Genomic DNA, 26,417 nt, shown 5'->3' with positions numbered 1-26,417 from the left:
GAATAGCGGCGCGATGCCGCAGGAATGGTAATCCAAGGGAGACCAGTACGCATGGGCCAACCTCTGATCCTCGCGCTCGATCAGGGCACGACCAGCACCCGGGCCATCCTGTTCACCACCGACGGCAAGCCGGTCTGCGACGCCAGCCGGCCGCTGCGGCAGTCCTATCCGCGCGATGGCTGGGTCGAGCACGACGCCGACGAGATCTACGCCGCCTGCGTGGGCGTGCTGCGCGACACCGTCGAAAAATGCGACCGTGACAGCGTCGATATCGCCGCCCTGGGCATCACCAACCAGCGCGAGACGGTGGTGGTCTGGGACAAGGCCACGGGCCGGCCGATCCATCCGGCCATCGTCTGGCAGGACCGGCGTACGTCCGCCGTCTGCGACCGCCTGCTGGAAGCCGGCCACGAACCAGCGGTGACCGCGACAACGGGCCTGCTGCTCGATCCCTATTTCTCGGGAACCAAGATCGCCTGGATCCTCGACAACGTGGCTGGCGCGCGGCGGCGGGCCGAGGCGGGCGAGCTGCTGTGCGGCACGATCGATTGCTGGGTCGTCTGGCGGCTGACGGGCAAGGCGTCCCACGTCACCGACGCCACCAACGCCTCGCGCACCCTGCTGTTCGACATCGAAAAACAGGCGTGGTCGGACGCGATGCTGGCCCTGTTCGAGGTGCCGCGCGCCATGCTGCCGACGGTGCTCGACTGCGCGGCCGACTTTGGCGAAGTAACGCCCGATATCCTGGGCCGAGCCATCCCCATCCGCGGCGTGGCCGGCGACCAGCAGGCGGCGCTGATGGGCCAGGGCTGCATCCGGCCCGGCGAAATGAAGGTCACCTACGGCACTGGCGGCTTCATGCTGGTCAATACGGGCGAGGAGCGCCCGTGCTCCGGCTCGCGTCTGCTGACCACGGTGGCCGCGCGGGTAGGCGGACGCACGACCTACGCCCTGGAGGGCTCGATCTTCGTGGCCGGGGCGGCGATCCAGTGGCTGAACGAAGGGCTAGGGATTCGCAACGGCCCGCGCGGGGCTGAGGCCCTGGCGCGCACCGCCCGTCAGGATCATGCAGTGGTCGTGGTGCCGGCCTTCACGGGCCTGGGCGCGCCCTGGTGGGACGCCGAGGCGCGGGGCGCGATCTTCGGCCTGACCCGCGACGCGGGCCTCGCCGAGATCGCCGCCGCGACCTACGATTCCTGCGTCTTCCAGGGCCGCGACCTGATCGAGGCCATGCGGGCCGACGCCCCCTCGGCCTTCGACGGCGCCGAGCTGCGCATCGACGGCGGCATGGCGCGCAGCGCCTGGTTCAGCCAGCGCCTGGCTGACCTGACCGGCATTCCCGTGCACCGGGCCAATTACCAGGAGACCACGGCTCTGGGCGCGGCTTTGTTCGCCGGGGTCGGCTCGGGGGTCTACAGCTCTGTAGAGGAGGCGGTGAAGGCGCGGCCGGAGGCGGAGCTGCTGCAGCCGGCGCTGAGCGTCAATGCGCGGGAAGAAGCCTATGCGCGGTGGCTTGATGCGCTGCCCAGGGTGCGATCCTAGGCTGTGATTGAGGACAGGCGCATGCGCCTGTCCTCATCCGCTGGCGCGACGCTACGGATTGGCGTCCAGATACGCCTTCACCCGCCTGAACAACTCTTCGAACATCGGCGTCGTCAGCCGCCCGGTGTTCGTGTTCAGCCGCGAGCAGTGGTAGCTGTTGAACACCCGGTAGGGTCCGGCCTGGAACTCCGAGCCGTGGCCCGGGATGCCCGCCGACGCCTTCAGCCCAAGCGCCTTCAGCAGATTGCGCCGCGAGACGTCGCCCAGGGTGACGATGGCCTTCAGTTGGGGAAACTTCTCCAGCCGCGCCGCCAGGAACGGCCGGCAGTTGTTCTCCTCCGACGTCTCGGGCTTGTTGCCCGGCGGGGCGCAGCGGACGGCGTTGGTCACCGCGCTGCCGATCAGCCGCAGCGAGTCGTCAGGCCGCGCCTCGAACTTGCCGGTGGCGAAGCCGTACTTGATCATGGTCTCGTAGAGCAGGGCCCCGGCGAAATCGCCGGTGAACGGGCGACCCGTGCGGTTGGCCCCCTTGCGACCGGGGGCCAGGCCCACGACGAGCAGCTGAGCCTCATGGTCGCCGAACGACGGGGCTGGCCCGTTGAACCAGTCGGGATAGAGCGCCTGGTTCTCGCGGCGATAGGCCACAAGGCGCGGACACAGCGGGCAGTCGCGTGGCGGCTCTGCAGGCGAGGGCACGACCTCGCCGACGATGTTGGAGCGCTGCCCCATTGGCGGGTCAGTCCTCATCGTCGAGGGCTCGGTCGTCTTGGCTTGGGGCCCCGCCGCGAGCCGGCTCTGTGACGAAGCGGGGCAGGGGATTGCCGCGTTGTGGCCGGCCGATGATGTTCCCCAGGTCGGCCAGGTCCACGAAGTTGTCGGCCTGGCGGCGCAGGTCGTCGCTGGTCATCGGCGGCTGGCTCTTCATCGTCGAGACCACGGTGACGCGGCGGCCCCTGCGCTGCACGGCCTCGACCACGGCGCGGAAGTCACCGTCGCCCGAAAACAGCACCAGGTGATCGACCGTGGCGGCCATTTCCAGCATGTCGACGGCGATCTCGACGTCCATGTCGCCGCGCCAGCGCTTGCGGCCCGTACTGTCGGTATATTCGCGGGCCGGCTTGGTCACCAGGGTAAAGCCGTTGTAGTCGAGCCAGTCGACCAACGGCCGGATCGGGGAATATTCCTCGTTCTCGGCGATGGCGGTGTAATAATAGGCCCGCACCAGGATGCCGCGCTTGCGGAACTCGTCCAACAGCTTGCGGTAGTCGATGTCGAGGCTGAGGGCCTTGGCGGCGGAGAAGAAGTTGGCCCCGTCGATGAACAGCGCCAGGCGCTCGGTCGGGTAAAAGGTCACTGAGTCGGAAATCCTTGAAAAATCAGTTTGATCAAAAATGGCTGGATGAGGTGGCGGTGGTGGCGTTGGGCTGCAGCCTGCCCGGTTCCTATCCGAGTCGGGAAGCCTTGCTGGACGCCGCGATAGGGGCCATCGAGGCCGGGGATCTGAAGGTCGTGGGCCGCTCCTCCTGGTGGGCGTCGGCGGCGTGGCCTGACCCTACGGCGCCAGCCTATCGCAACGGCGTCGTCTTGGTCGAGACGCCGCTACCTGCGAGCGAAATCCTGGCGCGGCTACACCGGATCGAGACTCATTTCGGCCGCGTCCGGATAGACGCCAACGCGCCGCGCACCCTGGACCTCGACCTGATCGCCCAGGGTCGAACGGTGACCGAGGTCGGCCTCGTCCTGCCCCATCCGCGCGCCCACGAGCGCCTGTTCGTGATGGGGCCGCTGGCGGAAATCTCGCCGGAGTGGCGTCATCCGGTCAGCGGTCGGACGGCGGCGGACCTGGCGGCGGCGGCGACCGTCGGAAGCGACGCCGCGCCTGACATTGCCAAAACTTAGTTTCCGGCGCGCTGCCGCCGGCTCAAGAGTCCGCCCAACCCGTTTCGCCCGAGCTTCCGCACCCACTCCATGAAGATGGAGCCCGTCGCAAGAAGATCGAAACCTTCATGGCATGCTCAAGCGCGGCGAGACCGTTTATCCGCAGACCAAGTGCTAGAGACCGGTTTCTCGATCGCCGCGCGCTGGACTTCTCCCCGCGAACGCGGCATAAGCGCCCCCTCGCGAAAGCTGGGACTCTACCCAGGCGGCGTTGTACAACGCTGCTGGACACCCTATTTCGTGATCACTACGGCTCTCAGCCCGAGGAATTCATGGCCCGCGTCACCGTCGAAGATTGCGTCGAGAAGGTTCCCAACCGCTTTGCCCTGGTCCTGCTGTCCGCCCATCGGGCGCGCGGCATATCGGCCGGCGCCTCGCTGCTGGTCGAACGCGACAACGACAAGAACCCTGTCGTCGCCCTGCGCGAGATCGCCGATGACGTGGTCGATCACGAAGGCCTCAAAGAACAGCTGATCAGCACACTGCAACGCGTCGATGAGCACACCGAAGCCGAGGAAGAGGCCGAAACCCTCGCCCTCCTGGCTGATCCCACCCACATGCAGATGAGCGAGCTCGAGCTCGTTCGCGCCCTGCAGAGCGACCGCGATGGCGGTCAGGAGGAGCGGTACTGAGCCCCGACGGCGCAGACCCTCTTATCCTCGAAGCGGCGCCCGCCGCCGCTCCTTCCGAACGCGCGCCCGAAGCCGCTCCCTCTCCTGGGACGGAGGCGGGCGCGTCTTCGTTTGTGGACGCCGCCGAGCCCGTCCCGGCGCCGACGCCCGCTCCCAAGCCTCGCCAGAAAATCCTCCGCCAGTATGAACTGATCGAGCGCGTCCACGCCTACGACCCGACCGCCGACGAGGCCTTGCTGAACCGCGCCTATGTCTACGCCATGCGCATGCACGGTTCGCAGACGAGGGCTAGCGGCGACCCCTACTACGCCCACCCGATCGAGGTGGCTGGCATTCTCACTGAATACCGGCTCGATACCGCGACCATCGTCACAGCCCTGCTGCACGACGTGATCGAGGACACCCCGGTCACCAAGGAAGAGATCTCCAGGCTGTTTGGCGAGGAGATCGCCGAGCTGGTCGACGGCGTCACCAAGCTGTCCAAGCTGGAGCTGCAGGCCGAGCATTCGCGCCAGGCCGAGAACCTGCGCAAGTTCATCCTGGCCATCTCCAAGGACGTTCGCGTCCTGCTGGTCAAGCTGGCCGACCGTCTGCACAACATGCGGACGCTGCACTTCATCAAGAATCAGGCCAAGCGCGAGCGCATAGCCCGTGAGACGCGCGATATCTATGCGCCCCTGGCCCGCAACATCGGTTGTCACCGGATCTGCACCGAGCTGGAGGAACTCAGCTTCGAGCACACCAATCCCGTGGCGCGCACGGCGATCATCCGCCGGCTCGATACCCTGCGGGCCCAGCAGGGCGGGGCTGTGGAGCTGGTCAGCCAGGAGATTGCCGCGCGGCTGGACGGCGACGGCATTCCCGCTCGGGTGTTCGGTCGAGAGAAGTCGCCCTATTCGATCTGGCGCAAGCTGCAGCGGAAATCGATCGGCTTCTCGCAGATGTCCGACATCTATGCCTTCCGGGTCATCGTCGACTCCGAGGAAGACTGCTACCGCGCTCTGGGCGTGGTGCACCGCGCCTGGTCCAGCGTGCCTGATCGCTTCAAGGACTTCATCTCGACGCCCAAGCGCAACAACTACCGCTCGCTGCACACCACCGTGGTGGGGCCGCGCGGCATGCGCATCGAGATGCAGATCCGCACCGAGGCCATGGACCGGGTCAACGAAGAGGGCGTGGCGGCCCACTTCCGCTACAAGGACGCGTCCTACGGCCTGGACTTGGAAGGCATGGAGGCAGCCGGTAGCCGCGATCCCCTGGCCAACCTGCGCCAGCTTGTCCAGGTGCTGGAACATGGCGGCGACGCCGAGGAGCTGGTCGAGCACGCCAAGCTGGAGATGTTCCTCGACCAAGTGTTCGTCTTCACGCCCAAGGGCAAGCTGGTCAGCCTGCCCAGGGGCGCCATGCCGCTGGACTTCGCCTATGCCGTCCACACCAGCGTCGGCGACACCTGTATCGGCGTGAAGATCAACGGCGAGCTCAAGCCTCTGCGCACCGGCCTGAACAACGGCGATGTGGTTGAGGTCATTCGCGGCTCTAAGCCCGTGGTCCCGCCGGACTGGCGGTCGCTCACCGTCACCGGCCGCGCGCGCTCGGCTATCCGCCGCCATATCCGCCAAACCGAGAAGGAAGAGTTCTTGCGCCTGGGCCGGGCCTCGGTGGACCAGGTGTTTGAACGGACCGGCAAGAAGCTGAAGGACGTGTCGCTGCGGCCGATCCTCGAGCGTTACGCGCTGGACACCGAGGAGGCCCTGTTCGACGCGGTCGGCCGTGGCCGGGTGTCGCCCAGCCAGGTGCTGGAGACCGCCTTCCCTGGCATGAAAGGCTCCGACGTCGCCGAGGCCACTGCGCGCCGTAAGATCGAGGGTGGCGTGGAAGCCCGACTCTATGTGCGCGGCGGCGGCCTGACGCTGGGCGTCGCGCTGCACTTCGCCCACTGCTGCAGCCCGGTGCCAGGCGACCGCATCGTCGGCATCCTGCGCGAGGACGGGGCGGCGCTCGACGTCCACACCATCGACTGCCCAAAACTGGCCGAGTACGAGGACCGCGAGGATCTCTGGCGCGACCTTAACTGGACCCCCGAGGCCGAGCGCGAGACGGTGTCCCTGACCCGCCTGCACGCCACGATCGGCAACGCTCCAGGTGTGCTGGGCCAGGTCTGCACGATCATTGGCGAGGCGGGCGGCAATATCGTCAACCTGCGCATGCACCACCGGCAAAGCGACTTCTTCGACGTGGATATCGACGTCGAGGTGCGCGACGCCAAGCACCTGACCAACATCTCGGCCGCCTTGCGAACGTGTCCGACGGTGGAGACGGTGGACCGGACGCGGGGGTAGGGGGTGCGGGTAGGCGGTCAGAGCCCCCCAAACTCCACTCATCATGAGTGGAAGCGAGAGGGAGCTCAGCACCCTTTAAACGTCGAAATCCAACCCCATGTCGTTGAACAGCCCGCGTTCCTCGGCCCAGTTTTCCTTGACCTTGACGTGCAGGAACAGGTGGATCTTGCGGTCCAGGATGTCTTCCAGCTCCTCGCGCGAGCTCTTGCCGATCCACTTGATCACCTCGCCGCCCTTGCCCAGCACGATGGCGCGCTGGCCGTCGCGTTCGACGTAGATGGTCTGCTCGATGCGGGCGCTGCCGTCCGGGCGTTCCTCGAAGGCGGTGGTTTCCACCGAGGCGGCGTAGGGCAGCTCCTCGTGAACGCGCAGATAGATCTTCTCGCGGGTGATCTCGGCGGCCAGCAGGCGGGCGGGCAGGTCGGCGGTCTGGTCTTCCGGATACAGCCACGGGCCCTCCGGCATCATCGAGGCCAGCTTGGCCATCAGGTCATCGACGCCCGCGCCCGTGCCGGCGCTGATCATGAAGACCTCGGAATAGACGCCGGTCTCGAACAGATCGTGGGCGACGGCCAGCAGGGTCTCGCGCTTGACGCCGTCGATCTTGTTCAGCGCCAGGATCACCTGGCGGTTGCTGGCCTTCAAGCCCTCGATAATGGTCTGGACGTCCTGCACCGAGCGGTGCTCGCCGGCCGAGGCGCGGCGCTCGCGCGAGGCCAGCTCGGCCTGGACGTCGACCAGGTGGACGACGACTTCGCTGTCCTCGGCGCCGCTCCAGGCGGAACGGACCATGGCGCGGTCCAGCCGGCGGCGCGGGGTGAAGATGCCGGGGGTGTCGACCAGCACGATCTGGGTCTGGCCAGTCATGGCCACGCCGCGCACGGGAAAGCGCGTCGTCTGGACCTTCTGGGTGACGATCGAGACCTTGGCGCCGACCATGCGGTTGACCAGGGTGGACTTGCCGGCGTTCGGGGCGCCGATGATGGCGGCAAAACCGGCGCGGGTGTTTTGGGGGGTGTTTTCAGTCATTGCGGGTGCGTGTAGCACAGCGGAGACCAAAAGCCTCCCCCTGTGGGGGAGGTGTCGACGAAGCCGACGGAGGGGGGAGTGATCGGCAGGTGGTCATGGGCAGGATCGAGCGTCTTAAAACGCCCCCCACCGGTCGCTGCGCGACCATCTCCCCCACAGGGGGAGGACCTAAATCCCCGCGCCCTCGCGCTCCAGCAGCGCCTTGGCCGCAGCCTTCTCGGCCTCCTGCCGCGAGCGTCCCTCGGCCAGCACCGGGTCTAGCCCCACCACCGTCACCGCCACCGTAAACACTGGCGCATGATCAGGCCCCTTGCGGTCCTTGACGGCGTAGGTCGGCAGGGGCTTGCCTTGGGCCTGGGCCCATTCCTGGAGGGCGGTCTTGGGGTCGCGGGGCTTGCCTTGGTTGGCCAAGTCGAACTCGCCGGACCACAGGTCGAGGAACACCCGGCGCGCGAGCTCAAGTCCGCCGTCGCGATAGAGGGCCGCCATCAGCGCTTCGGCGGCGCCGGCCAGGATCGAGTCGGTCTCGCGGCCGCCGATCTTGCTGGACGAGGCCGACAGGCGCAGGGCAGGGCCCATCTCGGCGGCGCGAGCCACCCGCGCGCAGGTCTCGCGACTGACCAGGGCGTTCAGGCGCGGAGCCAATTCGCCCTCTTTGGCCTTGGGGAAGCGCTCGGCCAGGGCCTCGGCGGCGAGCAGGCCCAGCACGCGGTCGCCGATGAACTCCAGCACCTCGTTGTCGCCAACCTTGTCGCCGGCCTTCTTGGCCCCGTCCCCGACGCTGGCGTGGGTCAGGGCCAGTTCCAGCAGCTTGCGATCCTGGAACGTGTGACCGATCCGGCGCTCCAGGTCGCCGACGGCGACGGCGCGCCGATCTGTCATTTGAGGACGCGGAAGAAGCGGCTAGGCCGCGCCTCGGTGAACCAGGTCCAAGGCTTGAACAGATGGGCGTCGGCGTTCCACGACAGCAGAATCAGCTGGGCGCGGCCTTCCAGGTTCTCGGCCGGGACGAAGCCCACACCTTGCTGCAGCCCGATATACTGGTCGTTGGCGTAGTCCCACTTGCAGACGCCAGAGCCGGTCTTGAACGGCGAGATCCCGGGGTTGAAGCGGCTGTCCAGGCTGTTGTCGCGGTTGTCGCCCATGAAGAAGTAGCAGCCTTCCGGTACGATATAGACGCCGGTATTGTCGCTCTCGCCGTCGGGGCCGTAGTCCTGGGTGGTGTATTTGCGGCCCTCGGGATTGGTCTCCTCGAAGCGGCTGGCGCTGATGATGTTGTAGCCCGTATTGACCATGGCCGGCGGCAGCGCCGTGCGCTCCAGGGCCGTGCCGTTGATATAGACCACGCCGCCGCGCACCTGCACCTTGTCGCCAGGCAGGCCGATCAGGCGCTTGATATAGTCCATCTTGATATCGCGCGGCAGTTTGAACACCACGATGTCGCCGCGCCGCGGGGTGTGGCCCAGGATCCGACCGTTGAACAGCGGCGGGCTGAACGGGATCGAGTGCTTAGACCAGCCATAGCTGTACTTCGACACGATAATGTAGTCGCCCTGGTAGAGATTGGGCTCCATCGAGGCCGACGGGATCGTGAACGGCTGGAACAGCAGCACCCGCAGCACCAGGGCGATGCCCAAGGCATAGGCGACCGTCTTGACGATCTCCAGGAACTCCTTGACCGCGCCGTTCGGCTCGTCGGCGGTCGGGGTGTCGGCGGTGTCGGTCATGCGCGAAGGGGCTCTCGACGGAATGGGCCTCGGGCGAACCCGACGCGCCTAGCTAGACGGGCTTTACGACGGGAGCAAGTATGGCGCGCCCGCCCGCCAAGCTTGACCTGAAAAAATGGACTCAAATTGTGGCGAAGATCGCCAGCAGGATCAGGGCGAACGCGCTCCACCCGACCAGCAGCCAGGCGAAAGGCCGCTTTTGCCAGGGCATCAACGGCTTGCGCGCCTGGATCGCGTCACGAGACGCCGCGCGCGGTTTGCGGCGTGTCCTGGTTTCGACATCCACCCAGAAAGTCATGAGCCCCGTCCCACAACGGCGCCGTTCCAGACGCCTTCACGGTCAAGCTGCAAGAGCAGGGCCGAAGTCCTCCCCCCGTGGGGGAGGTGGTCGCACAGCGACCGGTGGGGGGCGTTTTAGGACGCTCGATCTTGTCCGTGACTACCTGCCTCCTCCCGCCGTCGGCTACGCCGACACTTCGCCCACAGGGGGAGGCGTTATCGCCTCGATGATCACGAAGGCCTGGGCGTACGGATGATCGTCGGTCAGGGACAGGTGGACCACGGCGGTCATGCCCGGCGGCGTCAGTTCGGCCAGGCAGTCCGCCGCGCCGCCGGTCAGGGCCAGGGTCGGCTTGCCGGACTGCAGGTTGATCACCCCCATGCCGGCCAAATGTACGCCGCCCTTCAGGCCTGTGCCCAGGGCCTTGGCGCAGGCTTCCTTGGCGGCGAAGCGCTTGGCGTAGCTGCTGGCGCGGTCGGGCTTGCGCTCGGACCGCTTGCGTTCGGTCTCGGTGAAGACCTTGTGGGTAAAGCGGTCGCCGAACCGTTCGAGGGACTTCTCGATCCGCCTGATGTCGCACAGGTCCGAGCCGATGCCGATGATCATGCCGCGGCGTCCAGGCGGGCGGCGTCCATCAGGGTCCGCATGCGCAGGATGGCCTGGGGCAGGCCAACGAAGATCGCCTCGCCAATCAGGAAATGGCCGATGTTGAGTTCGGCGATCTGCGGGATGGCGGCAATCGGTTTGACGGTGGCGTAGTCGATGCCGTGGCCGGCATGGACCTCAAGGCCGAGACTTTGCGCCAGGACCGCGCCGGCCTTCAGACGTTCGAGGATGGCGGCGGCGCGGTCGGCGTGACCATCGCGGGCGGCGTCGCAATAGGCCCCGGTGTGCAGTTCGACCACCTGGGCGCCGACGTCGGCCGAGGCCTGGATCTGGGCGGGATCGGCCTCGATGAACAGTGACACCCGCGCCCCGACAGTGCGCAGGCGGGCGGTCGCGTCGGCGATGCGGTTCTGACCCCGCACCACGTCCAGCCCGCCCTCGGTGGTGACCTCCTCGCGGCGCTCGGGCACCAGGCAGGCGGCGTGGGGGCGAGCGGCCAGGGCGATGCCGACCATCTCGTCAGTGACCGCCATCTCGAAGTTCAGCGGCTTGCCACGCTTGAGGCAGAGGTTGTTGAGCAGGGCGATGTCGGCGTCGCTGATGTGGCGGCGGTCCTCGCGCAGGTGGGCGGTGATGCCGTCGGCGCCGGCCGCCAGGGCCAGTTCGGCAGCCCGCACCGGCTCTGGATAGCTGGACCCGCGCGCGTTGCGGATCGTGGCCACGTGATCGATATTGACGCCGAGTCGCAGCATGGTCGTCAGCCCCTCAGCCGCCGGCTGCCCGGGTCCTCGATCGGGATGGCGGCCAGTTCGGGGGGCAGGGCGTCGGCCGGATAGGCCGGCACCTCCAGGCTGCACAGCGACACCAGGGGCACGCCGACATCGACCTTGCCGCCCGAGCGATCGACGATGCAGGCTGCGGCGATCACGTCGCCCCCGGCGTCCTGGATCGCGGCGATGCATTCGCGCGACGACAGGCCGGTGGTGACGATGTCCTCGACCATCACGACCTTCTGCCCGGGCTCCAGGTGAAAGCCGCGGCGGAACTTGAAGCTGCCGCCCTCGCGCTCGACATAGATCGAGGCGACGTCCAGCCAGCGGGCCGTCTCGTAGCCGGGGATGATCCCGCCCACAGCCGGTGAAACGGCCACGTCGGGCTGGCCCACCGTGGCGATGATCTTCTGCGCCAGCGCCTTGCACAGGCGCTCGCAGCGCTCCGGTCGCATGAACACCAGGTTCTTCTGCAGGAAGACCGGGCTGTGCAGGCCGCTGGACAGCACGAAATGGCCTTCGCGCAGGGCGCCGGCGGCGCGGAATTCGTCGAGGACGTCGTCGTTGGTCATGAGGGCTGGATATAGGCGGATGGGGTCGAGTCTACAAACGCTGTAGAAGGCGCTGATGAGCAGCTCGGAATCACCCGGCGAACCCCTTCGTCCCCGCATAGGCTGCGGCGCGGCTATCCTCGACACCCAAAGCCGCCTCCTGCTCGTCAAGCGCCGCCGTCAGCCGGAAGCCGGCCACTGGGGCCAGCCTGGCGGCAAACTGGACTGGGGCGAAAGCGCGCGGGCCTGCGCCGAGCGGGAGATTCTTGAAGAGCTCGGGATCACCGTCGTCGCCGGTCCAGTGCTGTGCGTCACTGACATGATCGCCGAAGACTCCCACTGGGTTGCGGTGACCTACCGCGCCGACGGCTGCGTGGGCGAGCCGGTGATCCAGGAACCCGCAGCGCTTGAGGCCTGGGGGTGGTTCGCGCTCGACGATCTGCCCAGCCCGTTGACCCTCGCGACCCAGGATGCGGTAAGACAGCTTCTCACCTAACGAGGCGCGCCGGATGGAATGGGAAGACGAGGCCTTTGTGCTGTCGGCGCGCGTGCACGGCGAGACCGGGGCGATCGTCGAGCTTCTGACCCAGGACCGTGGCAAGTTCGCCGCCCATGTGGCCGGCGCGGCCTCGCGGCGGATGAAGCCGTTCCTGCAGGCCGGCGCGCGAGTCATCGCCCGCTATCGCGCCCGGATGTCCGACCAACTGGGGGCCGCGACCCTGGAGCCGATCGGCGAGGGGCCCTCGTCGCTGTTCGACGAACCCCTGGCCTTGGCGGGTCTTTCCGCCGCCGCCTCGGTCGCGGCCGGCGCCTTGCCCGAGCGCGAGCCGCATCCGGGAGCGTTCCACGCGATGGAGGCGATGCTCGCAGCCCTGGCCATCCCCGAGATCTGGCCGGCGGTCTATGTGCGGTTCGAGGCGGGGCTGCTGCAGGACCTGGGCTTTGGCCTGGACCTGTCCAAATGCGCCTCGACGGGGTCGTTGGACGACCTGGTCTATGTCAGCCCGCGCACGGGTCGGGCGGTCAGCCGGGCGGCGGGCGCGCCCTATCACGACAAGCTTCTGCCCCTGCCGCCGTTCATGCTGTCGGCCCAGGGCGGGCTGGCCTCGGGCGACGTCAAGGCGGGGCTCGACATCACCGGCCACTTCCTCGAGCAGTTCGTCTTTCACCCGTTGAACAAACCGCTGCCGCCGGCGAGGGTGTGGCTGCTGGATCGGCTGGGGGAGGCGGGGCGACTTTAGTGGCTCACTCACGTGCCCCCACCTGACCGCTTCGCGGTCTGTCCGCCCCCATAGGGGGCGGAGCTCAAATCGCGCGAACTCCGCCCCCTATGGGAGCGGACAGGCGACGCAGTCGCCAGGTGGGGGCAAGTGAGTGAGCCACCATCGCCAAACTCTCGAAGCCCATCCTACACTTCTGCTACTGTGCCCTTCACGCGTAACGAATCCTCAAGATGAACAAACCAGTCCTTCCCCCTGGCGGTCCCGGCGACGGCGATCGCATTCTCGATGAGCCGCTGACCGAGGCGCTGTCAAAGCGCTACCTGGCCTATGCGCTGTCGACGATCGGCTCGCGGGCCCTGCCCGACGTGCGCGACGGCCTCAAGCCCGTGCACCGCCGCGTGCTGCACGCGATGAACAACATGCGCCTCAACCCCGAGGGCGGCGCGCGCAAGTGCGCTAAGGTGGTCGGCGAGGTGATGGGTAATTTCCACCCGCACGGCGACCAGTCGATCTACGACGCCCTGGTGCGCCTGGCCCAGGACTTTTCCCAGCGGGTGCCGCTGATCGACGGACAGGGCAATTTCGGCAATATCGACGGCGATAACCCCGCCGCCATGCGCTACACCGAGTGTAAGATGACCGCTGCGGCCATGCTGCTGCTGGACGGCATCGACGAGGACGCGGTCGATTTCAAGCCTTCCTATGACGGCCAGGATGAGGAGCCGGTGGTCCTGCCGTCGGGCTTCCCCAACCTGCTGGCCAACGGCTCGTCGGGCATCGCCGTGGGCATGGCCACTTCGATCCCGCCGCACAATCCGGCCGAGTTGATCGACGCCTGCCTGCTGCTGCTCTCCAAGCCCGAGGCGACCACGGCCGAGATCCTGGAACGCGTGCCGGGCCCCGACTTTCCGACCGGCGGCGTCATCGTCGAGTCGGCCGCTTCCTTGCTCGAGACCTACGAGACCGGTCGCGGCGGCGTGCGCACCCGCGCCAAGTGGGAGCGCGAGGAAACCGGTCGCGGGACCTACCAGATCGTCGTCACCGAGATTCCGTATCAGGTCAAGAAGTCCGACCTGGTCGAGCAACTGGCCGACTTGATCGAGAGCAAGAAGGCGGCCCTGCTGGGCGACGTGCGCGACGAGAGCGCCGAGGACATCCGGCTGGTGCTGGAACCGAAGTCCAAGAACGTCGAGCCCGAAGTGCTGATGGAGAGCCTGTTCAAGCTCTCGGCCCTGGAAAACCGCTTCCCGGTCAATATCAATGTGCTGGACGCGCGCGGCACGCCGGGGGTGATGGGCATCAAGTCGTGCCTGATCGCCTTCCTGGCCCACCGCCGCGACGTGCTGACCCGCCGGGCGCGCAACCGGCTGGCCAAGATCGAAGCCCGCCTGCATATCCTGGACGGCCTGCTGATCGCCTACCTCAATCTCGACGAGGTGATTCGTATCGTCCGGTACGAGGACGAACCCAAGCAAAAGCTGATGGCCGCCTTCGCGCTAAGCGACCTCCAGGCCGACGCCATCCTCAACACCCGCCTGCGCCAGCTGGCCAAGCTGGAGGAGATGGAGATCCGCCGCGAGCACGCCCAGCTCGTGGAAGAACGCGACGGCATCCTGGCCATGCTGGCCAGCGACAAACAGCAGTGGACCCTGGTCGGCACGGGCCTGCGCCAGGTGCGCGCCGTGCTTCTGAAGATCAAGCACCCGCTGGACAAGGCGGGCCGTGCGACGGGTGTCATTGGTCGCTCGATCTTCGCCGACGCTCCTGTCGTCGACGCCGAGGCGGCGCTTGAAGCGATGATCGTTCGCGAGCCGATCACCGTCATCCTGTCGGAGCGCGGCTGGATCCGCGCCGCCAAGGGCAAGGTCGAGGACCCGTCGGAGCTTAAGTTCAAGGAGGGCGACAAGCTCGGCTTCCTGGTCCCGGCCGAGACCACCGACAAGCTTTTGCTGTTCACCTCTGACGGCCGGTTCTTCACTCTGGGCTGCGCGGCCCTGCCATCGGCACGGGGCCATGGTGAGCCGGTGCGGATGATGATCGAGCTGGACGACAAGGTGAAGATCATCGACGTCTTCCCGTTCAAGGCCGGGCGCAAGCGCTTCATGGCCTCGAAACAGGGCTACGGCTTCCTGCTGCCGGAAGAAGAGGCCCTAGCCAACCGCAAGGCCGGCAAGCAGGTGCTGACGGTCGACGCCTCCGGCGCGGCCTTCTGCCTGGAAGCCGTGGGCGACCAGATCGCGGTGGTCGGCGACAACGGCAAGATCCTGATCTTCCCGCTTGAAGAGCTGCCGGAAATGCCGCGCGGCAAAGGGGTCAAGCTGCAGGCCTATCGCGAGGGCGGGCTGCGCGACGCCATCTCGTTCAACGCCGAGGCCGGCGCCTTCTGGATCGACACCGCCGGTCGCCGCCGCGACTGGACCGAATGGAAAGAGTGGGTCGGTCGACGGGCGGGCGGGGGCAAGCTGTCACCCAAGGGGTTCCCGACCTCCAAGCGATTTAGGCCGAAATGATGCACCCTCTCATTGTCATCCCGGACAAGCGCGTAGCGCGCAGATTCGGGACCGTGGCCAAAGCGCCGCGCTTCCGGCGGTCCCGGATCTGCGCTTTGCTTGTCCGGGATGACAGGGTTTCATGATGCGGTTTCTGCGCAAGGTCGCCGGCGCGTTCGCCGCGCTGCTGGGCCTGACCGCCGCGACCTCCGGCGTCGCCGCGCCCCTGCCGCACGCCAAGGCCCCCGAGGCGGTGGGCTTTTCCGCCCAGAAGCTCAAGAAGCTGGACGAGACGATGCAAGCCTTGGTTGATCAGGGCCAGATCGCCGGCGGCGTCACCTTGCTGGGCCGCCACGGCCATGTCGTGTCGCTGAAGACCTTCGGCAAGCGCAGCCTGGAGACCGGCGAGGCCATGCCCGCCGACGCGATCTTCCGCATCCGCTCGGAGACCAAGCCGGTCACCGGCGTGGCGATGCTGATCCTATACCAGGAAGGCAAGTGGAAGCTGGACGATCCGGTCAGCCTCCATGTGCCCGAGCTGGCCAATCTGCGCGTCGCCTCTGGCGTCGACGCCGAGGGTCGGCCGATCCTGACCCCCGTCTCGCGCTCGCCGACCATGCGGGAGCTGATGACCCACACGGCGGGCTTCGCCTATGGCATCGCTGATGATCGAGGCAGCGTCGCCGACCAGTCCTATTTCCGAGCCGGGGTGCTGCAGTCCGACAGCTTGCACGCCATGGTCCAGAAGGTGGCCATGCTGCCCATGTACGCCCAGCCGGGCACGGTCTGGCGCTACAGCGTGGCCGCCGACATCCAGGGCTATATCGTCGAGAAGCTGTCGGGCCAGAGCCTGCCGGTCTTCATGGAGGAGCGGATTTTCGCGCCCCTGGGCATGAAGGACACCGCCTTCTGGGCGCCGCCTGAGAAGCTGCCTCGGCTGGCGGCCGTCTACGACGCCGATCCGGCCACCGGCCGCCTGATCCCGGCCAGCGAAGGTCCTTGGCGCGACATTAGCAAGCCCCCAGCCGCGCCGTCGGGCGGAGGCGGGTTGCTGTCCACAGCCGGCGATTTCGCGCGTTTCGCCCAGATGATCCTGAATGGCGGCGACCTGGACGGGGTGCGGATCCTGGAGCCCGAGACCGTGGCCCTGATGCGACTCAACCACCTGCCGGCCAGCTTCCAGATCACCACCAACGGCACCGCCAATGTGCTGCATCCGGGCGCCAAGCCCTTCCCGTTCGGCGCGGGCATGGGTTATGGACTGGACGTAGCGGTGGCGGTTGACCCTGCCGCCTCCGGCGCGCCGGTCGGCCCGGGCACCATCAGCTGGGGCGGCAGCGCCGGCACCTGGTTCTGGATCGATCCGGCCAACGACCTGTTTTTCATCGGCATGATCCAGCGGCTGGGCGGCGTCGGCTCGGGCCTCGACGCCACAACCCGGACGGTCGTCTACCAGGCCCTAGAGCGGCCGCCCGTCAAGGAAGCGCGCCTTAACGCCGCGACACAGTAGAGGACTGCGGCCCCGTCTTCCCGCTGCCCGCCGGCCGCCGCCAGCAACAGAAGAACGCAAAACGCCCCAGGTTGAACCCCAGGGCGTTTCGCCGACCTTCCCTTCGAGCGGGGAAATTTACAACGCCAGAGCATTTTTCGAGCGAAGTGGTTCCGGTTCGCGTGAAGAAAAATGCGTCAAAACAAAAGATTAGAGCTCCCGGCCTGACGCAGTCAGGTCGGGAAATGCTCTAGCGGGCGCCAGCGGTGTCCAGCGAGGCTTGCGAGGTCTTCAGTTGGGCCACGGCGCCGGCGACGGCGTCGCGGTGGCAGGCCGAGGCGGCCACGGCCCGTTTCACTTCAGCGAAGCTGCCGCGCTGAGCGCCGCAGGCTTCGAGGGCGGCGGCGTCGATGCGGTGCATCATCACCTTTTGATCCTGCGGGTTGCTCGGATCGAGCTTGGCGCGAACGGCGATGCTGGTGGTTTCGGCGGCGCTGGCGGCGCTGGCCAGGAGGAGGAGGGCGGCGGTCGAGGCGGCGAGGAGCTTCATGGGTGACTTCCCTGACTGTGGCGACGTCTTGGAGGGCGCCGCTCGGTGTTGTCCGGGGCAAACCACGCGGTTCTGGCCTCGGATTTAATCCACAGGCTCGTCATCTGCTTAAAAATGGTCCGGTAAAAGCAAATTCGGTCGACAAATCGGTCAAAAATCAAGCGAACGTGGAATTCGAGGCTGGGAAAGTCGAATTCATTTGAGGGCTTAGCTCACATGAACGGCGCTAATCTGAAATGTCAGATTTCTTCATAGGTCGTCTCCGCCGTCACCGAAAATGGCAGACAGACCATTCACGCCCGCGTGCGTGAGTCGGCCCGGCCCACGCGTCTAGAGGTCCAGGTCGTCGGCCGCGAACTCGGCGTTTTCCTGGATGAATCGGAAGCGCAGTTCGGGCTTGCGGCCCATCAGGGTCTCGACCAGGGCCTCGACCGCTTCCTCGGAGCGAGGGAGAGTGATCTTGGCCAGCGTGCGCACCGCCGGATCCATGGTGGTCTCCTTGAGCTGGGAGGCCATCATCTCGCCCAGGCCCTTGAAGCGGCCGATCTCGGGCTTCTTGCCCTTGAACATCGTGGCCAGGAGCTCGTCCTTGTGGGCGTCGTCGCGGGCGTAGGCGCTCTTGCCGCCGTGGCTGAGACGATAGAGCGGCGGCAGGGCCAGGAACAGGTGACCCTGGCGGATCAGGTCGGGCATGGTCCGATAGAAGAAGGTGATCAGCAGGCTGGCGATGTGGGCGCCGTCGACGTCGGCGTCGGTCATGATGATGATCCGCTCGTAGCGCAGATCTTCCTCTTTGTAGCGATTGCCGCCTTGGGCGCCGAGCGCCAGCATCAGGTCCGACAGCTCCTTGTTGGCGCTAAACTTCTCGCCCGTGGCCGAGGCGACGTTGAGGATCTTGCCGCGCAGGGGCAGGATCGCCTGGTTCTTGCGGTTGCGGGCCTGCTTGGCCGAGCCGCCGGCGCTGTCGCCCTCAACGATGAACAGTTCGGCGCCATCAACGGCCCCAGCCGCGCAGTCGGCCAGCTTGCCGGGCAAGCGCAGCTTGCGGGTCGCCGAGGCGCGGCTGACTTCCTTGTCCTTGCGGCGCTTGAGGCGCTCCTCGGCACGGTCGATGACGAACTCCAGCAGGGCCTGGGCGGCCTTGGGCGATCCGGTCAGCCAGTGGTCGAACGGATCGCGCAGGGCTGTCTCGACGAAGCGCTGAGCCTCTGACGATGAGAGTTTTTCCTTGGTCTGGCCCTGGAATTCGGGGTTCTTGATGAACACCGAGATCAGGGCCCCGGCCTGGGCTATGACGTCGTCGGCGGTGATGATCGCCGCGCGCTTCTCGTTCTTGAGCTCGGCATAAGCCTTGAGGCCCCGCGTCAGGGCCGCGCGCAGGCCGCTTTCGTGGGTGCCGCCCTCGGGGGTCGGCACGGTGTTGCAGTAGGACTGCATGAAGCCGTCGTGCTCGCCAAAGCCGCGCGGCGTCCAGGCGATCGCCCACTCGACGGCGCCGGCTTCGCCCTGACGCTCGATGCGGCCCGAGAAGCTCTCTGGCGTCACCAGTTCCAGGCCCTTGGTGCGCTCGGCCAGGAAGTCGGCCAGGCCGTTGGGGAAGTGGAAGACAGCCTCGGGCGGCGTCTGGTCCTGGATGCGCTCCGGGGCGCAGGACCATTTGATCTGCACGCCGCGGAACAGGTAGGCCTTGGAGCGGGCCATGCGGTACAGGCGGGCCGGCTTGAAAGCCACGCCCTCGCCGAAGATCTGCTCGTCGGGGATGAAGCGGACCATGGTGCCGCGCTTCTTGCTGGGGCCAATCTTCTCCACCGGACCCAGCGGCTTACCGCGCGAGAACACCTGCAGATGCTCGAACCCGTCGCGCCAGACGGTGACCTCGACCCGCTCGGACAGGGCGTTGACCACCGAAGCGCCGACGCCGTGCAGGCCGCCGGAGGTCTCATAGGCCTTGCCGCTGAACTTTCCGCCCGCGTGCAGGATCGTCATGATCACTTCCAGCGCCGACTTGCCCGGGTGCTTGGGGTGATCATCGACCGGCATGCCGCGGCCGTCGTCCTTGACCGACAGATAGCCGTCGGCGTCGAGCTTGACCTCGATGGTCTTGGCGAAGCCGGCCACGGCCTCGTCCATCGAATTGTCCAGCACCTCGGCGAACAGGTGGTGCAGGGCCCGCTCATCGGTGCCGCCGATATACATGCCGGGCCGCTTGCGCACGGGCTCCAGGCCTTCCAACACCTCGATGTCGCTGGCGGTGTAGCTGCCGGAGGCGGGCGGGGTGCTGGGCGCCGATGCAGCCTTGGTCGCGCTGGGCGGCGGCGGGGCGGCGGGACGCGGCGCGGGCTCGGGATGCGGCTCGCGGGCCGGCACTGGCGAGGCCGGCACGGGAGCCAGGGCGTCGTCGCCAAACAGCGAGAAGGAGGGGTTCGGATCGTCTTTGGAGGACATTACGGGAACATGCGTCGATTCGTCGGGAGCGCTCCGTATGGGCCGCGCTTGGTGGGAAGAAAAGGGGTGGATGGCGCGACCGGCGCGCCATTTGCCGCGGCTTGGCCGGGCGTGCCAGGATGCGCCTTCCCTTTGCCTCGAAACCCGGAGACCGTCGATGACCTGGCGACCCCTGACCATTGTCCTCGCCGCCCTGACCCTGTTGGGCTGCAGCGCCGCTGGACCCACGGGTCCTTCGACCCCGCCGCCCACCTCGCACCGGACGCCGGTCGCCGAAGGCGGGATGTGCGCCGGCTTCGCCGGCTTCCAGTGCGGTGAGGGGCTGAGCTGCCAGATGCCGGCCGGCCAATGCCATGTCGCCGACGGGGCGGGGACCTGCCGCAAGCCGTCCCAGATGTGCACGAAGATCTATGCCCCGGTGTGCGGCTGCGATGGCAAGACCTATTCCAGCGCCTGCACCGCAGCCGCCCAGGGAGCCAACGTCGCGACCGACGGCGCCTGCAAGGCCTAGACAGGCTGATTGCATTCACTGCTGACATCATGCGGCCAGCCTTCGGTGAGGATGGCCGCTGGAGGACTCATGACCTACCCTCATTCCACAGACGGCTTGCCGCGACGCACCGTGTTAGCGGGCGGCGTTGCGCTCGCCGCCACGACGGTCGCCACAACCGCCCACGCCCAGGAAACCAAGAGCATGTACGGACTGATCGGCCAGATGATCGCCGCCCCAGGCAAACGCGACGACGTGATCGCCATCCTGGCGCAGAGCACGGGCGGTATGCCCGGCAATCTCAGCTACATCCTCGCCAAAGACGCCACCAACCACGACGCCCTGTGGATCACCGAGGTGTGGGCCGACAAGGAAAGCCATGCCGCCTCGCTGAAACTGCCGGCTGTCCAGGCCGCCATCGCCAAGGCCCGCCCGATCATCGCGGGGTTTGGTCACCGGTTCGAGACCATGCCGGTAGGCGGCGTGGGGCTGGGCTGAGGGATCGGCTCCTGCCCGATATCCATCTGAGATAGAGACGCCCGCTCACTTCAACGGCAAATGTAGCTCTGCTGCCGTGCCCTGCTCCGGTTCGTCCAGGAAGAAGCGTTGGCAGTAGATGGGAAAGTCGCGCATCTCCTCGCCGCTGGCCGGCAACCAGTCGCGGTACAGGTAAAGGGCGGCGGGCTCCAGATTGTGGGTGTCGCCGGTCACGCGCAGCACGGCGCAGCGTCCGCCGGGGATTTCGCCGGCCTTGACCGTCTCGTCACCGGTGTCGATCGGTTGATCGGCGCCGACGCCGACGCAGAGATCCATGCTGTAGTCGGCGGGATCGGCAGGGCGCCGCTCGGAGCGCCAGATGTTGAAGGTCGGATGGGTCTTGGGCGACATACCGGCGGCTTTGCGCCAGGCGATGAAGCGCTGGATGGTGATGTCGAGGGTCTCGGGATCGCCCCGATGCTCGAACATGGCCACGCGGGTCGGCGCGACGTCGAGGATGGTCACCTGGTCGGGGGTGAAGGTCGTCGGCATGATCTTGCTCCTGGCTGAGTTAAGCGGCGTGAACGCCTGAAGCCACGGCTCCCAGTCGGGAGATTTCCGGAAACTCGACGGCGACTGCGCAAACCTTTGCCGAAAGGCGCGGGCGAAGGCGTCGGGCGTCTCGTAGCCGGCGTCCAAGGCGATATCGGTGACGCTCTGACCCCGCTCGTGCGCCAGTTGTTTCGAGGCCTGCCGCATGCGGGCCAACTGGACATAGCGATGCAGGGACAGCCCGAAGGTCGCCTTGAACTGCCGGTGGAAATGGAACTTGGAAAACGCCGCGACGCTGCTCATCGCATCCAGGTCCAGATCGCCGTCCAGGTGCCGGTCGATGTGATCGAGCACCTTCTGCATCCGGGCATGGTAATGGTTCAGCGCCGCCGTCATCGTCCTCATCCGTTGTGACGATCCTAGCTTGGCGGACCAGGCTGTTGCGCGCTCGACCGATCTTGCGGTTTGGAGCGGCCGCGGTCGCGGTGACGCCCCCCAACACCAGACGATCGCCAAAGAAAAAGGCCCGCGGATCGCTCAGCGGGCCTCTTCCGTCTCACCAAGCCGCGAAGCTTAGCACTTGTAGTACATGTCGAATTCAACCGGGTGCGGGTGCAGTTGCAGGCGCATCACTTCTTCCATTTTCAGCTCGATGTAGCTGTCGATGAAGTCGTCATCCATAACCCCGCCGGCCTTCAGGAAGGCGCGGTCCTTGTCGAGGTTCTCCAGGGCTTCGCGGAGCGAACCGCAGACTTCCGGGATCTTCTTCTGCTCGCGCGGCGGCAGGTCGTACAGGTTCTTGTCGGCGGGCGCGCCCGGATCGATCTTGTTGTTGATGCCGTCCAAGCCCGCCATCAGCAGCGCCGTGAAGGTCAGGTACGGGTTGCCCATCGGGTCGGGGAAGCGGGCTTCCAGGCGCTTGCCCTTGGGCGAGTCGACGTGCGGGATGCGGATCGAGGCCGAGCGGTTGCGGGCCGAATAGGCCAGCTTCACCGGGGCTTCATAGCCGGGCACCAGGCGCTTGTACGAGTTGGTGGTGGAGTTCGAGAACGCGTTGATCGCCTTGGCGTGCTTGATGATGCCGCCGATGTACCACAGGCACATGTCCGACAGGCCCGCGTACTTGTCGCCGGCGAACAGCGGCTTGCCGTCGCCCCAGATCGACTGGTGCACGTGCATGCCCGAGCCGTTGTCGCCGAACATCGGCTTGGCCATGAAGGTGGCCGTCTTGCCATAGGCGTGGGCCACGTTGTGGATCACGTACTTGTAGAGCTGCAGGCGGTCGGCCATCACTACCATGGTGTCGAACTTCAAGCCGAGTTCGTGCTGGGCGGGCGCCACTTCGTGGTGATGCTTTTCCGGCTTCATGCCGAGTTCGCCCATCACGGCCAGCATTTCGCCGCGCAGGTCCTGGGCGCTATCGACCGGATTGACCGGGAAATAGCCGCCCTTGGGGCCCGGGCGGTGGCCCATGTTGCCTTCGGGATAGGTCCTGCCGGTGTTCGTCGGCAGTTCGCTGGCGTCGTAGCTGTAGCCGGTGTTGTGCGGGTCAGTGGACCACTTGACGTCGTCGAAGATGAAAAACTCGGCTTCCGGGCCAAAGAACACCGTGTCGCCGATGCCCGAGGCCTTGACGTAGTTCAGGGCGGCCTTGGAGATCGAGCGAGGGTCGCGGTTGTAGGGGGTGCCATCGTCGGGGTTCACCACGTCGCAGAACAGGCACAGCGTGGTCTGCTGGTAGAAGGGGTCGATGATCGCGGTCGACAGGTCGGGACGCAGCTTCATGTCCGACTCGTTGATGGCCTTCCAGCCGGCGATCGACGAGCCGTCGAACATGGTGCCGTCGTTCAGGAAGTCATCGTCGACCAGATCAATGTCGAAGGTGACGTGCTGCATCTTGCCGCGAACGTCGGTGAAGCGAACGTCAACATACTTGACGTCCTTTTCCTTGATCATATCCAGGATTTGCTTGGCGGTGCTCATAGTTATCCCCTTTGAGCGTTAAGCGGTGACAGCCCGGGCCTAGACGGCGGCGGGGCCGGTTTCTCCGGTGCGGATGCGGACGACTTCCGTGATCTCCGAAACGAAAATCTTGCCGTCGCCGATGCGGCCTGTGCGGGCGGCGTTGGTGATGGCCTCGAGGGCGGGTTCGAGTTGGCTATCCTCGACTACGACCTCGACCTTGATCTTGGGGAGGAAGTCGACAACGTACTCTGCGCCGCGATAGAGCTCGGTGTGGCCCTTCTGGCGGCCATAGCCCTTGGCTTCCAGCACGGTCATGCCCTGCACGCCCATGTCCTGAAGCGCTTCTTTGACCTCATCCAGCTTGAACGGCTTGATGATGGCTTCGATCTTTTTCATCAGACTTCTTTCACGCCGAAACGGCGCGGGCGCCGCTGACAGAGCGGCACGGAGCACGCCCGCCCCAGGCGCCACAAGCGGCCCGACGCGGTTTCGTGCGCTGCCTCCGCCGCCATTCTCGCATTGACTGAAATATAGGCGCCAAGAGCCCGAAATCGCGCCAGTGTGGGTTTGGCTCGGGAAACCGACTTGCAGGTCGGGTTTAGCGACCTAGGATGGCGGAAACGATCGTTTCGATAGGGCCGAACTTGCCAGATACCGCATCACCATGCGCTGGATCGCTGAAAGGCGTTCATCGTCTAATGGCGAAAAATGCATCGTCGACTGCAAAACTGCTGAAGATTGCGGCGGAAGGCTCGGTCGTGGCGCGGCGCGGCCCTGGGTCGGTTTTTGCGCGTCTGGTCGTCTCGATGGTGAGTGGCGCCCATGCGCTCGCTTCAAGCGTGACCGCCGGGCCATCGCCAATCGTCTTGCGAGGATTATTCTCCAGACAGGGGGCAGACTGATGAGCCGCGTTCACATGATCCGCCATGGTCGGCCGGCGTCGACCTGGGGTGGGGCGGATCAGGATCCGGGCCTCGACGCCGTGGGGCAGGCGCAGGCCAGGGCAGTCGCCGACATCCTGCTGGCGCTGCCAGACGGCGAGCGCCCCGATCGGGTGGTTAGCTCGCCGCTGCGTCGCTGCCGCGAGACCGCCCAGCCCCTGGCCGACGCCCTGGGCATGATGGTGGAAATCGACCCCCGCGTCGGCGAAATACCGACCCCCGAAGTCCTATCGGCGGAAGAGCGGCCGGCCTGGCTGCGCACGGCCTTCGAAGGCGCGTGGAGCGATATTCGGGGTGAGCTCGACTATGTGGCCTGGACACGAGAGGTGGCGCGAGCCGTCGCGTCGTATCCGGGGGCGGCGGTGTTTAGCCATTTCGTGGCGCTGAACGCGGTGGTGTCGGTGGCGACTGGGCAGACGCAGGTTGCGGCGTTTCGGCCCGACCACGTGTCGGTCACGGTGTTCGATCTGATCAATGACGACTTGATCCTGATCGAGAACGGACGCGAAGCTTCGACCCAGGTGCTGTAGGCGGGAGTCGTGATGCCGCGCGAGATCATGACCGTCGCCGAACTGTCTGCGGCCGATCGCGCCGCCGTCGAAGCCGGGACGCCGATCACCACCCTGATGGAGCGGGCGGGGCGCGCCGTCGCGGAGGTCATCCGCGACCGATATTCGCGTCGCCCGGTCGTGGTCTGGTGCGGACCTGGCGACAACGGCGGCGACGGCTATGTCGTCGCCCGGCGCCTGCGGCGTCGCGGCTGGCCCGTCCGCGTCGAGGCGCTCGCCCCGCCCGCGAGTCCGGCGGCGCGCTGGGCGGCTTCAGGCTGGAAAGGCGAGACGGGTCCCCTGACTGGATTTGGCTCGAGTCCGGCCGATCGCGACGTCCTCCATGTCGATTGTCTTTTCGGCGCGGGGCTTTCGCGCCCACTTGAGGGCGAGGCTGAAAGACTGGCGAGGGAAGGACCCGAGGGACGACGGATCGTCGCCGTCGATGTGCCCAGCGGCGTTCTGGGCGATACTGGCCAGCGTTTGGGCGAATGGGCGCTGACGGCTGAACTCACGGTGACCTTCCATCGCCGCAAACCAGCCCACGCCCTGGCGGTTGGCCGAGCGGCGTGCGGCGAGGTCGTGGTGGCCGACATCGGCTTGGGCTCAAGCGGGCAGGGCGATCTGTTTGAAAACACCCCTTCGCTGTGGGCTGCGGGCTTTCCCTGGCCCGCGGTCGACGCACACAAGCACGCCCGAGGCCGGCTCATGGTGGTGAGCGGCGAGGCCTGGAGCACGGGCGCGGCGCGACTGGCGGCGCGAGCGGGGCTGCGCATCGGGGCCGGCGTGGTGACTGTGCTGTCGCCTCCCGGAGCCTTGGCCGCCAACGCCGCCCATCTGGAAGCGGTGATGTTGGCGCCCTTCGAGACCGAGATCGACCTGCACGCTCGCGCGGAACACGCCGACGCCGTGGTGATTGGACCAGCGGCTGGGGTGGGTGAGGGGACCATGCGGCGCCTGTTCGCCCTGGCGCGCACCGGCGCGGCGCTGGTGGTGGACGCCGACGCCCTGACCAGCTTCGCGCACGACCCGGCCGCCCTGTTCTCGGCCCTGGACCGCGACGATGTGCTGACCCCGCATCCGGGCGAGTTCGAACGGGTTTTTCCAGGTCTGCTGGCCGCTTCGCCCGAACGGATCACGGCGGCGCGGGAAGCCGCACGGCGGGCAGGCGCCGTCGTGCTGTTGAAGGGCCCCGACACGGTTGTCGCCGCGCCTGACGGGCGGGCCGCCGTCAGCCTGAACGGCACACCTTGGTTGGCCACGGCGGGGTCTGGCGACGTTCTGGCGGGATTTATCGCCGGGCTCATCGCCCAGGGTATGGAGAGTTTCGAGGCGGCCTGCGCGGGTGCCTGGATTCACGCCGAGGCTGGGTCGGCGCACGGACCGGGCCTGATCGCCGAGGATCTCCCGGGCCTCGCCCCGGCCGTCTTGGCCAGACTGCTCGCGACGAGCTTCGGAAGCCGTCCCGCTTAGCTTTGCAGGCGGACCAGGATCACTTGACTGGAGAGCCCCTCGTCGAACATCGGGTCGCTGATGGCCCGCGCGGCGCGGAACGGCCTGTCTTCGACGGTGTCGGTGAACAGGACTCGTGGACCAGGCTTTACCGTCCAGTCATTTTGGCTTTCGACAATTTCGATTGTTTCGATCACTTGCTTTCAGATCAGACGCCAAACCATCCGTGGCGGGACAGGTCCCGTGCGAGCGCGCCTTGTCTGGGAAGCAGAAACACCGGCCCGGGCGTCAGTCGGGGGGGCATGGCCCGGGCCGGTGTGAATCCGAAGCGTTTTTCAACAGCGTCGGACATCATCATAACCAGCGGCCGTGCATGTGGTTC

Annotated in this window: 27 protein-coding genes; 12 read left to right on the top strand and 15 right to left on the bottom strand. The window is 66.8% G+C overall.

Translation table 11 applies throughout. The features are described from left to right. Window positions 1-51 precede the first annotated feature (51 nt). Entirely contained in the window at window positions 52-1,542 is a 1,491-nt protein-coding gene (gene glpK / locus ACP696_RS05490) for a glycerol kinase GlpK (protein ID WP_426043525.1), read from the top strand. Between the two features lie 51 nt (window positions 1,543-1,593). Here glpK and ACP696_RS05485 read toward each other — a convergent pair whose 3' ends face one another. Continuing rightward, complete coding sequence (locus ACP696_RS05485) at window positions 1,594-2,271, bottom strand: uracil-DNA glycosylase (RefSeq protein ID WP_426011951.1); 678 nt, start codon at window positions 2,269-2,271, stop codon at window positions 1,594-1,596. 7 nt (window positions 2,272-2,278) lie between these two features. Continuing rightward, complete coding sequence (locus ACP696_RS05480) at window positions 2,279-2,896, bottom strand: NYN domain-containing protein (RefSeq protein ID WP_426011949.1); 618 nt, start codon at window positions 2,894-2,896, stop codon at window positions 2,279-2,281. A gap of 14 nt (window positions 2,897-2,910) precedes the next feature. Between ACP696_RS05480 and folK the strand changes: the two genes are divergently transcribed. The 3 genes from folK to ACP696_RS05465 all read left to right on the top strand — a co-directional run bounded on the left by folK (window position 2,911) and on the right by ACP696_RS05465 (window position 6,451). Further along, window positions 2,911-3,441 carry a 2-amino-4-hydroxy-6-hydroxymethyldihydropteridine diphosphokinase gene (gene folK, locus ACP696_RS05475; RefSeq protein ID WP_426011948.1) on the top strand — a complete coding sequence of 177 codons (531 nt, stop codon included), beginning with the start codon at window positions 2,911-2,913 and terminating at the stop codon, window positions 3,439-3,441. A gap of 311 nt (window positions 3,442-3,752) precedes the next feature. Further along, window positions 3,753-4,112 carry a DNA-directed RNA polymerase subunit omega gene (rpoZ, locus tag ACP696_RS05470; RefSeq protein ID WP_426011947.1) on the top strand — a complete coding sequence of 120 codons (360 nt, stop codon included), beginning with the start codon at window positions 3,753-3,755 and terminating at the stop codon, window positions 4,110-4,112. Between the two features lie 113 nt (window positions 4,113-4,225). Then, on the top strand, window positions 4,226-6,451 hold the full coding sequence (locus ACP696_RS05465) for a RelA/SpoT family protein (protein WP_426011945.1): 2,226 nt from the start codon (window positions 4,226-4,228) through the stop codon (window positions 6,449-6,451). Window positions 6,452-6,526: 75 nt separating this feature from the next. On the opposite strand, the gene era is transcribed toward ACP696_RS05465, so the two are convergent. The 7 genes from era to pyrE form a co-directional block, all read right to left on the bottom strand. Then, window positions 6,527-7,480, bottom strand: a complete 954-nt coding sequence (gene era / locus ACP696_RS05460) for a GTPase Era (RefSeq protein WP_426011944.1) — start codon at window positions 7,478-7,480, stop codon at window positions 6,527-6,529. Between the two features lie 168 nt (window positions 7,481-7,648). Next, window positions 7,649-8,362: a ribonuclease III gene (gene rnc, locus ACP696_RS05455; protein ID WP_426011942.1), complete on the bottom strand. Its 714-nt coding sequence runs from the start codon at window positions 8,360-8,362 to the stop codon at window positions 7,649-7,651. Then, window positions 8,359-9,207, bottom strand: coding sequence for a signal peptidase I (gene lepB, locus ACP696_RS05450; RefSeq protein ID WP_426011940.1), 849 nt, complete (start codon window positions 9,205-9,207; stop codon window positions 8,359-8,361). Before lepB ends, rnc begins: the two co-directional genes overlap by 4 nt. Before the next feature lie 121 nt (window positions 9,208-9,328). Next, window positions 9,329-9,505, bottom strand: coding sequence for a hypothetical protein (locus tag ACP696_RS05445; protein WP_426011939.1), 177 nt, complete (start codon window positions 9,503-9,505; stop codon window positions 9,329-9,331). 165 nt (window positions 9,506-9,670) lie between these two features. Next, window positions 9,671-10,093, bottom strand: a complete 423-nt coding sequence (acpS, locus tag ACP696_RS05440) for a holo-ACP synthase (protein ID WP_426011937.1) — start codon at window positions 10,091-10,093, stop codon at window positions 9,671-9,673. Continuing rightward, on the bottom strand, window positions 10,090-10,845 hold the full coding sequence (locus ACP696_RS05435) for a pyridoxine 5'-phosphate synthase (protein WP_426011936.1): 756 nt from the start codon (window positions 10,843-10,845) through the stop codon (window positions 10,090-10,092). Before ACP696_RS05435 ends, acpS begins: the two co-directional genes overlap by 4 nt. Before the next feature lie 5 nt (window positions 10,846-10,850). Further along, complete coding sequence (gene pyrE, locus ACP696_RS05430) at window positions 10,851-11,435, bottom strand: orotate phosphoribosyltransferase (RefSeq protein WP_426011934.1); 585 nt, start codon at window positions 11,433-11,435, stop codon at window positions 10,851-10,853. Window positions 11,436-11,490: 55 nt separating this feature from the next. Here pyrE and ACP696_RS05425 point away from each other — a divergent pair, with 55 nt between their 5' ends. The 4 genes from ACP696_RS05425 to ACP696_RS05410 all read left to right on the top strand — a co-directional run bounded on the left by ACP696_RS05425 (window position 11,491) and on the right by ACP696_RS05410 (window position 16,636). Continuing rightward, on the top strand, window positions 11,491-11,910 hold the full coding sequence (locus tag ACP696_RS05425; protein ID WP_426011932.1) for an NUDIX domain-containing protein: 420 nt from the start codon (window positions 11,491-11,493) through the stop codon (window positions 11,908-11,910). A gap of 13 nt (window positions 11,911-11,923) precedes the next feature. Next, window positions 11,924-12,655 (top strand): DNA repair protein RecO, encoded by a 732-nt coding sequence (gene recO / locus ACP696_RS05420; RefSeq protein WP_426011931.1) that lies wholly within the window; start codon window positions 11,924-11,926, stop codon window positions 12,653-12,655. A gap of 212 nt (window positions 12,656-12,867) precedes the next feature. Next, a complete protein-coding gene (parC, locus tag ACP696_RS05415) occupies window positions 12,868-15,147 on the top strand; it encodes a DNA topoisomerase IV subunit A (protein ID WP_426011930.1) in 2,280 nt (759 codons plus the stop codon). A gap of 124 nt (window positions 15,148-15,271) precedes the next feature. Continuing rightward, complete coding sequence (locus tag ACP696_RS05410) at window positions 15,272-16,636, top strand: serine hydrolase domain-containing protein (protein ID WP_426043583.1); 1,365 nt, start codon at window positions 15,272-15,274, stop codon at window positions 16,634-16,636. A gap of 229 nt (window positions 16,637-16,865) precedes the next feature. Here ACP696_RS05410 and ACP696_RS05405 read toward each other — a convergent pair whose 3' ends face one another. Together ACP696_RS05405 and parE are read right to left on the bottom strand one after the other, a co-directional pair. Beyond that, window positions 16,866-17,165: a UrcA family protein gene (locus ACP696_RS05405; protein ID WP_426011929.1), complete on the bottom strand. Its 300-nt coding sequence runs from the start codon at window positions 17,163-17,165 to the stop codon at window positions 16,866-16,868. 330 nt (window positions 17,166-17,495) lie between these two features. Then, window positions 17,496-19,610, bottom strand: coding sequence for a DNA topoisomerase IV subunit B (gene parE / locus ACP696_RS05400; RefSeq protein ID WP_426011928.1), 2,115 nt, complete (start codon window positions 19,608-19,610; stop codon window positions 17,496-17,498). A gap of 157 nt (window positions 19,611-19,767) precedes the next feature. Between parE and ACP696_RS05395 the strand changes: the two genes are divergently transcribed. Continuing rightward, window positions 19,768-20,121: a Kazal-type serine protease inhibitor domain-containing protein gene (locus tag ACP696_RS05395; protein WP_426011927.1), complete on the top strand. Its 354-nt coding sequence runs from the start codon at window positions 19,768-19,770 to the stop codon at window positions 20,119-20,121. Window positions 20,122-20,190: 69 nt separating this feature from the next. Then, on the top strand, window positions 20,191-20,598 hold the full coding sequence (locus ACP696_RS05390; protein ID WP_426011926.1) for a putative quinol monooxygenase: 408 nt from the start codon (window positions 20,191-20,193) through the stop codon (window positions 20,596-20,598). A gap of 45 nt (window positions 20,599-20,643) precedes the next feature. Here the strand turns inward: ACP696_RS05390 and ACP696_RS05385 are convergent, their stop codons facing one another. The 3 genes from ACP696_RS05385 to ACP696_RS05375 form a co-directional block, all read right to left on the bottom strand. Continuing rightward, window positions 20,644-21,534, bottom strand: coding sequence for an AraC family transcriptional regulator (locus tag ACP696_RS05385; RefSeq protein ID WP_426011925.1), 891 nt, complete (start codon window positions 21,532-21,534; stop codon window positions 20,644-20,646). Between the two features lie 168 nt (window positions 21,535-21,702). Beyond that, complete coding sequence (gene glnA / locus ACP696_RS05380) at window positions 21,703-23,112, bottom strand: type I glutamate--ammonia ligase (protein ID WP_426011924.1); 1,410 nt, start codon at window positions 23,110-23,112, stop codon at window positions 21,703-21,705. Window positions 23,113-23,151: 39 nt separating this feature from the next. Then, entirely contained in the window at window positions 23,152-23,490 is a 339-nt protein-coding gene (locus ACP696_RS05375; RefSeq protein ID WP_012286880.1) for a P-II family nitrogen regulator, read from the bottom strand. A 505-nt stretch (window positions 23,491-23,995) separates the two neighbouring features. Here ACP696_RS05375 and ACP696_RS05370 point away from each other — a divergent pair. Then, the gene (locus tag ACP696_RS05370) at window positions 23,996-24,565 is read left to right on the top strand and encodes a histidine phosphatase family protein (RefSeq protein ID WP_426011923.1); all 570 of its coding nucleotides are present in this window, start codon (window positions 23,996-23,998) and stop codon (window positions 24,563-24,565) included. 12 nt (window positions 24,566-24,577) lie between these two features. Further along, window positions 24,578-26,056 carry an NAD(P)H-hydrate dehydratase gene (locus ACP696_RS05365; RefSeq protein WP_426011922.1) on the top strand — a complete coding sequence of 493 codons (1,479 nt, stop codon included), beginning with the start codon at window positions 24,578-24,580 and terminating at the stop codon, window positions 26,054-26,056. Here ACP696_RS05365 and ACP696_RS05360 read toward each other — a convergent pair. Further along, window positions 26,053-26,232, bottom strand: coding sequence for a hypothetical protein (locus ACP696_RS05360; protein WP_426011921.1), 180 nt, complete (start codon window positions 26,230-26,232; stop codon window positions 26,053-26,055). The two genes, ACP696_RS05365 and ACP696_RS05360, sit on opposite strands and share 4 nt — an antisense overlap. Window positions 26,233-26,417 lie beyond the last annotated feature (185 nt).

Source organism: Caulobacter sp. DWR3-1-2, assembly GCF_049896225.1.
Lineage (GTDB): Bacteria > Pseudomonadota > Alphaproteobacteria > Caulobacterales > Caulobacteraceae > Caulobacter.
The sequence above is the reverse complement of the archived record's forward strand: the minus strand, read 5'-3'. Positions and strand labels throughout refer to the sequence as shown.

Coding starts and splice junctions, on each gene's coding strand:
- glpK (WP_426043525.1), top strand. CDS start 52: ATGGGCCAACCTCTGATCCTCGCGCTCGATCAGGGCACGACCAGCACC.
- ACP696_RS05485 (WP_426011951.1), bottom strand. CDS start 2,271: ATGGGGCAGCGCTCCAACATCGTCGGCGAGGTCGTGCCCTCGCCTGCA.
- rpoZ (WP_426011947.1), top strand. CDS start 3,753: ATGGCCCGCGTCACCGTCGAAGATTGCGTCGAGAAGGTTCCCAACCGC.
- era (WP_426011944.1), bottom strand. CDS start 7,480: ATGACTGAAAACACCCCCCAAAACACCCGCGCCGGTTTTGCCGCCATC.
- rnc (WP_426011942.1), bottom strand. CDS start 8,362: ATGACAGATCGGCGCGCCGTCGCCGTCGGCGACCTGGAGCGCCGGATC.
- lepB (WP_426011940.1), bottom strand. CDS start 9,207: ATGACCGACACCGCCGACACCCCGACCGCCGACGAGCCGAACGGCGCG.
- ACP696_RS05445 (WP_426011939.1), bottom strand. CDS start 9,505: ATGACTTTCTGGGTGGATGTCGAAACCAGGACACGCCGCAAACCGCGC.
- acpS (WP_426011937.1), bottom strand. CDS start 10,093: ATGATCATCGGCATCGGCTCGGACCTGTGCGACATCAGGCGGATCGAG.
- ACP696_RS05435 (WP_426011936.1), bottom strand. CDS start 10,845: ATGCTGCGACTCGGCGTCAATATCGATCACGTGGCCACGATCCGCAAC.
- pyrE (WP_426011934.1), bottom strand. CDS start 11,435: ATGACCAACGACGACGTCCTCGACGAATTCCGCGCCGCCGGCGCCCTG.
- ACP696_RS05425 (WP_426011932.1), top strand. CDS start 11,491: ATGAGCAGCTCGGAATCACCCGGCGAACCCCTTCGTCCCCGCATAGGC.
- recO (WP_426011931.1), top strand. CDS start 11,924: ATGGAATGGGAAGACGAGGCCTTTGTGCTGTCGGCGCGCGTGCACGGC.
- parC (WP_426011930.1), top strand. CDS start 12,868: ATGAACAAACCAGTCCTTCCCCCTGGCGGTCCCGGCGACGGCGATCGC.
- ACP696_RS05410 (WP_426043583.1), top strand. CDS start 15,272: ATGCGGTTTCTGCGCAAGGTCGCCGGCGCGTTCGCCGCGCTGCTGGGC.
- ACP696_RS05405 (WP_426011929.1), bottom strand. CDS start 17,165: ATGAAGCTCCTCGCCGCCTCGACCGCCGCCCTCCTCCTCCTGGCCAGC.
- parE (WP_426011928.1), bottom strand. CDS start 19,610: ATGTCCTCCAAAGACGATCCGAACCCCTCCTTCTCGCTGTTTGGCGAC.
- ACP696_RS05395 (WP_426011927.1), top strand. CDS start 19,768: ATGACCTGGCGACCCCTGACCATTGTCCTCGCCGCCCTGACCCTGTTG.
- ACP696_RS05390 (WP_426011926.1), top strand. CDS start 20,191: ATGACCTACCCTCATTCCACAGACGGCTTGCCGCGACGCACCGTGTTA.
- ACP696_RS05385 (WP_426011925.1), bottom strand. CDS start 21,534: ATGAGGACGATGACGGCGGCGCTGAACCATTACCATGCCCGGATGCAG.
- glnA (WP_426011924.1), bottom strand. CDS start 23,112: ATGAGCACCGCCAAGCAAATCCTGGATATGATCAAGGAAAAGGACGTC.
- ACP696_RS05375 (WP_012286880.1), bottom strand. CDS start 23,490: ATGAAAAAGATCGAAGCCATCATCAAGCCGTTCAAGCTGGATGAGGTC.
- ACP696_RS05370 (WP_426011923.1), top strand. CDS start 23,996: ATGAGCCGCGTTCACATGATCCGCCATGGTCGGCCGGCGTCGACCTGG.
- ACP696_RS05365 (WP_426011922.1), top strand. CDS start 24,578: ATGCCGCGCGAGATCATGACCGTCGCCGAACTGTCTGCGGCCGATCGC.